Source organism: Sphingopyxis sp. KK2 (assembly GCF_001990265.1).
Lineage (GTDB): Bacteria > Pseudomonadota > Alphaproteobacteria > Sphingomonadales > Sphingomonadaceae > Sphingopyxis.
In genome coordinates, this window is the sequence record NZ_LYVN01000204.1 from 1 (window position 1) to 5,141 (window position 5,141).

Here is a 5,141-nt window from a genome sequence, read left to right on the forward strand (position 1 = left end):
CCCCCGAATGGATGAAGACGCTGGGCCGCGCGGTCCGCGATTTCTTCGACTGGTTGTCGCCGCTCGGTCAGCCTTTGCTGTGGATCGGCGGCATATTGCTGGCGCTGCTGCTGCTCTATCTGTTCGTCCCCGCCTTTGCCCAATGGGTCGACGACATCCGCTATCGCCGCAAGCGCAAGGCAATCGCCGACGAGGCCGAACAGGTCGGTCATGCCGAGGCGGGCGCGGCGCGCGTGCTGCTCGCCGAGGCCGACGAGCTGGCGGCGGCGGGCCGCTATTCGGAAGCCGTCCACCTGCTGCTCTATCGCAGCGTCGCCGACATCAGCGACCGGCGCCCCGGACTGGTCCAGCCGGCGATGACCTCGCGCGACCTCGCCGCCGCGACCGACCTGCCCGGCGTCGCGCGCGACGCGTTCAGCCGCATCGCGCGCGCGGTCGAGATCAGCCTGTTCGGCGGGCGCGCGATCGACGCGGGCGCGTGGCAACAATGCCGTGACGCCTATGCCGAGATGACCGTGCCGCGGAACTGGACGCGGGCATGAGCGGCACCGCCTCCGGCGAGAGCAGTTTCAACCCGCGGCTGATGGCCGGCATCGTCGTGCTGGGCATTATCGCCTTCATCGCGCTGTGGGCGCTGATCGCGCTCGGGCCGCAGATGAGCAGCGGCAACGACGGCAAGGGCCATGCGCTGTCGAAAGCCGCGCCGGGCTATGCCGCGATCGTCGACCTGGTCGAACGCGCGGGGGCGTCGGTCGAGGTGCGGCGCAGTACCAAGCCCTATGTCTATGACGATTATGAGCCGCTGATCGTCCTGACCCCGACGCACCAGACGCGGCCGGAGGAAATCGCCGAGCTGGTCGCCGGCGCCGGCGGCGCGCCGGTGCTGGTGGTGCTGCCCAAATGGATGGCCGGGCGCAATCGGGGCACCGACACCAAGCCGGGCTGGGTCAGCGGCGGTTACCCGATGCGGCCGCCATCGAAGCTGTTGCCCGCCGATCATTTCGGCAAGGTCGAGATCAGCGCCGACAAGGCGGCGGCGGCGCGTGCGCCGGCCTGGCTCGCCGGGCGCGACATCCTGCTCTCGCTGCCAGCCAACGTCCAGACGATCGCCGGCGACGAGCTCGAGACGCTGGCCGCGGCGCCGGGCGGGGGTGCGGTGCTGGCGCGCGCCAAATCGCATGATTATTATGTCCTCGCCGACCCCGACCTGATCAACAATTTCGCCTTTGCGACGCGCGATGGCGCGCGCGGCGCCGCGACGCTGGTCGACGGGATCGCCGAGGATGCCGACGCCGACGGGCTCGCCTTCGACGTGACGCTCAACGGGCTCGGCGGCGGCCGCTCGCTGCTGCGCTTCGCTTTCGTCCCGCCGTTCATCGGCATCACCCTGTGCCTGATCGCCGCCGGGCTGTTCGCCTTGTGGCAGGCATGGGCGCGCTTCGGCCCGGCGCTCAAGCCGCAGCGCGCGATCCCGGTGTCGAAGGCGGCGCTGATCGCGAACAGCGCCGATCTGATCAAGCAGGCGGGACGCGAGCTCGAAGGCGCGGGCGATTATGTCGCGAGCCTGCGCGCCGCGATCGCGCGGCGGCTCCACGCCCCCGCCGGACTCGACCCCGCGGCGACCGACAGCTGGATCGACCGGCATTTGCCGCCCGACGGCAACCTCTTCTCCGCGCTCGCCCGGCGGCTGCCGCTCGCGCGCAACAATCATGAATTCCTCGCAGACGCCCAGGCGCTGCACGACATCAGGAAGGACTTAATCCGTGACAGCTAATCCGACCGCCCAAGAAAATGGGGGCAAGGGCGTCGAAAGCGTGCAGGCGCTCGGCGCCGCGATCGACGCCGAGGTCGCCAAGGCGGTGTTCGGGCAGCAACCGCTGACCCGCATGGTGACGATCGCGTTGCTCGCGGGCGGTCATGTGCTGCTCGAAGGGCCGCCGGGAACCGCGAAGACCTTGCTCGCGCAGGCCTTTGCCCGCGCGACGGGGCTCGATTTCGGGCGTATCCAGTTCACCCCCGACCTGATGCCGGGCGATATCCTGGGGTCGAACCTGTTCAACTTCCAGACGTCGAGCTTCACGCTGACCAAGGGGCCGATCTTTACCGAGTTGCTGCTGGCCGACGAAATCAACCGTACCCCGCCGAAGACGCAGGCAGCGCTGCTCGAGGCGATGCAGGAGCGGCGGGTGACGATCAACGGCGAGCCGCATGTGATGAGCCCGCGCTTCACCGTGCTCGCGACGCAGAACCCGATCGAGCAGCAGGGCGTCTATCCGCTGCCCGAAGCGCAGCTCGACCGTTTCCTGTTCAAGCTGGTCGTCGATTATCCCGACGCCGCCGAGGAACGGCGCATCGTCGCCGAGCATGGCGGACGCTTCAAAAGCCCCGCGGTCGCCGATTTCGGAGTCAGCCAGGTCGCCGACGCCAAGGCGATCGGCGAGGCGATCGACATCATCTCGACCGTCCGGCTGGCCGACGAGATCGTCGATTATATCGTCCGCCTGATCCGCGCGACGCGCGAGAGCGCCGACCTCGAGTGCGGCGCGTCCCCACGCGCCGCATCGCTGCTCGCGCGCGCCGCGAGCGCGGCCGCGGCGCTCGACGGGCGCGACTATGTCATTCCCGACGATGTCCAGCGCCTCGCCGCGGGGGTGCTGCGCCACCGCGTGATCCTGTCGGCCGCCGCCGAGATCGAGGGCCGCAACGTCGAACAGATCGTCGCCGCGCTGCTCGAACGCGAGGAAGTGCCCCGGTGATCGAGAGCCACATGCTCCTATCCGCCCCTGCCGCGATTGCCCGGGGAAGTTCGCATGCAAGGAACGACGTGCAGCGCGGGTCGGGAACCCGTGCAAACGGCGTGACGCAGAATGCGGGCTTCCCCGGGCAACCCCTTCGGGGCGGGCGAATTTTGGCCGATTGCAGCGTTGCTCGTCGGTCACTATGCATTGGCATAACTCCCTCCTCGCGCCTCGCACTCGGCCAAAATTCGCTCCGTCGCGACAGGGGCGGATAGGAGCATGTGGCTCTACCCCACCCGGCTGACGATCTTGCTGCTGCTCGCGGGTGCGCCGGTCGCGCTCGTGCTCGGGCTGATGCGCCCCGAGCTGTGGCTCGTCGCGCCGGGATGGATCGGTTTCCTGGTTGCCTGCCTGCTGATCGACGGGCTGGCGGGCGCCAATCCGCGCAGCCTGGCGCTCGAGACGCGCGTTCCGCACCAGATCGGTGTCGGCGATGCGTTCGACCTGATGCTGATCGCGGCGAGCGAGCGCGGGGTACCGCGCCGGGCCGAAATCGCGCTGGCGGCCGACGAGCGGCTGGCGATCGGCGGGCGGCTGGCGGGCGAGATGCATGCCGCCGAGCGCGCCGAGGGCAAGCGCCAGGCACTGGTCGCGACGCTGGCGCTGAGCGCCTCGCGGCGCGGCAAGGCGGTGATCGACACCGCGTGGATCCGCTGGCGCGGCCCGCTCGGGCTGGTGTGGAAGCAGCGCAAGTTCGCGGTCGATAGCAGCATTGCGGTCGTCCCCAGCCTGCGCGCGGTGACCGAGGAAGGGCGCCGGTTGTTCCAGCGCAACAGCTGGTTCGGCCTTCGCCAGCAGCGCATCCGCGGCGAGGGCGCCGAGTTTGAGGCTTTGGCTGAGTATCAGGCGGGCATGGACCGGCGCGCGATCGACTGGAACGCATCGGCGCGGCACGTGAAATTGTTCGCCAAGGAATATCGCGTCGAGCGCGACAACCGTGTCGTGCTGGCGATCGACGCCGGGCGCACGATGGCCGAGCCCGTCGGGGGCATGCCGCGCGTCGACCGTGCGGTGTCGGCGGCGCTGCTGCTCGCCTATGTCGGGCTGAAGATGAACGACCGGGTCAGCCTCTTCTCCTTCGCCGCCAAGCCGCAGGCGATGACCCCCGCCTATATGCACACGCAGGATTTCCCGGCGCTGCAGCGTGCCGCGAGCCTGATCGACTATGCGCCGGTCGAGAGCAATTTCACGCTCGCGCTCACGACGCTGTCGGCACAGCTCAACCGCCGCTCGCTGATCGTGCTGTTCACCGAATTCACCGACGCGACGAGCGCCGACCTGATGATCCGCGCCGCCGGGCGGCTGGTAAAGAAGCATCGGCTGCTGTTCGTCGTGCTGAAGGACGAGGAGCTGGAAACCGAGGAACGCCGCCGCCCCGAAAGCGCCGCCGACATCACGCGATCGAACGTCGCCGCGGCGATGCTGCGCGACCGGCAGCTGGTGATCGCGCGGCTCCAGCGGCTGGGTGCCGACGTGCTCGAAGTGCCCGCCGATGCGATGACGGCGGGGGTTGTCGACGCCTATCTGGGCATCAAACGCGAGGGCAGCCTGTGATCCCCACCCATCCCGCCGCCGCGACGATCGACGCGCCCGCCTTCTCGACCAGCCGGTTCCGCGCCGAGCGCGAGGCCGACTGGATCGCCTTCGACGCGCTGCTGATGCGGCTGGAGAAAAAGGGCGCCAAGGGACTGTCGAGCGAGGAACTGCTCCAGCTGCCCGTCCTTTATCGTGCGACGCTGTCGTCGCTGTCGATCGCGCGCGCGACCAGCCTCGACAAGGCGCTGCTCGACCATCTCGAAGCGCTGTCGATGCGCGGCTATTTCCTGATCTATGGCGTGCGCCAGTCGCGGTTCGACCGGATGACCCGCTTTTTCGCGCGCGACTGGCCGTTGGCGGTGCAGGCGGTGTGGAAGGAAACGATCATCATCGCGCTGATCATCGTGCTGGGCGCGATAACGAGCTGGTCGCTCGTCACCAGCCAGCCCGACTGGTATTATAATTTCGTCGACGAAGGCATGTCGGGCGGGCGCGACCCGCGCGCGACGGTCGAGTTTCTGCAATCGACGATGGGGCATGGCAAGGCCGCGACCAAGGAGGACGGCAGCGGACTGCACGTCTTTGCGACCTTTTTGTTCACCCACAACAGCGGCGTGTCGATCATGTCTTTCGCGCTGGGCTTTGCCTTCGGCATCCCGACGATGATGCTCGAATTTTATCAGGGGATCAGTCTGGGAGCGATGATCGCGGTCTTCACCGGCAAGGGACTGGGTTATGATTTCGGCGGCTGGCTGTTCATCCACGGCACCACCGAATTGTTCGCCGCCGCGCTGTCGGGAGCGGCGG

Annotated in this window: 5 protein-coding genes; all 5 read left to right on the forward strand. The window is 68.5% G+C overall.

Annotated features, from left to right (window positions below; translation table 11 throughout):
* Positions 1-542 (forward strand): DUF4129 domain-containing protein (locus B1A78_RS20255; RefSeq protein ID WP_077148682.1); only part of this gene is annotated, 542 nt, incomplete at its 5' end.
* The gene (locus B1A78_RS20260) at positions 539-1,774 is read left to right on the forward strand and encodes a DUF4350 domain-containing protein (RefSeq protein WP_077148683.1); all 1,236 of its coding nucleotides are present in this window, start codon (positions 539-541) and stop codon (positions 1,772-1,774) included. The genes B1A78_RS20255 and B1A78_RS20260, both read left to right, overlap by 4 nt.
* A gap of 85 nt (positions 1,775-1,859) precedes the next feature.
* Positions 1,860-2,756: an AAA family ATPase gene (locus tag B1A78_RS20265; protein WP_372236914.1), complete on the forward strand. Its 897-nt coding sequence runs from the start codon at positions 1,860-1,862 to the stop codon at positions 2,754-2,756.
* 261 nt (positions 2,757-3,017) lie between these two features.
* Complete coding sequence (locus B1A78_RS20270; protein ID WP_077148684.1) at positions 3,018-4,352, forward strand: DUF58 domain-containing protein; 1,335 nt, start codon at positions 3,018-3,020, stop codon at positions 4,350-4,352.
* The coding region (locus B1A78_RS20275) for a stage II sporulation protein M (RefSeq protein ID WP_077148685.1) at positions 4,349-5,141 on the forward strand (793 nt) is incomplete at its 3' end. The genes B1A78_RS20270 and B1A78_RS20275, both read left to right, overlap by 4 nt.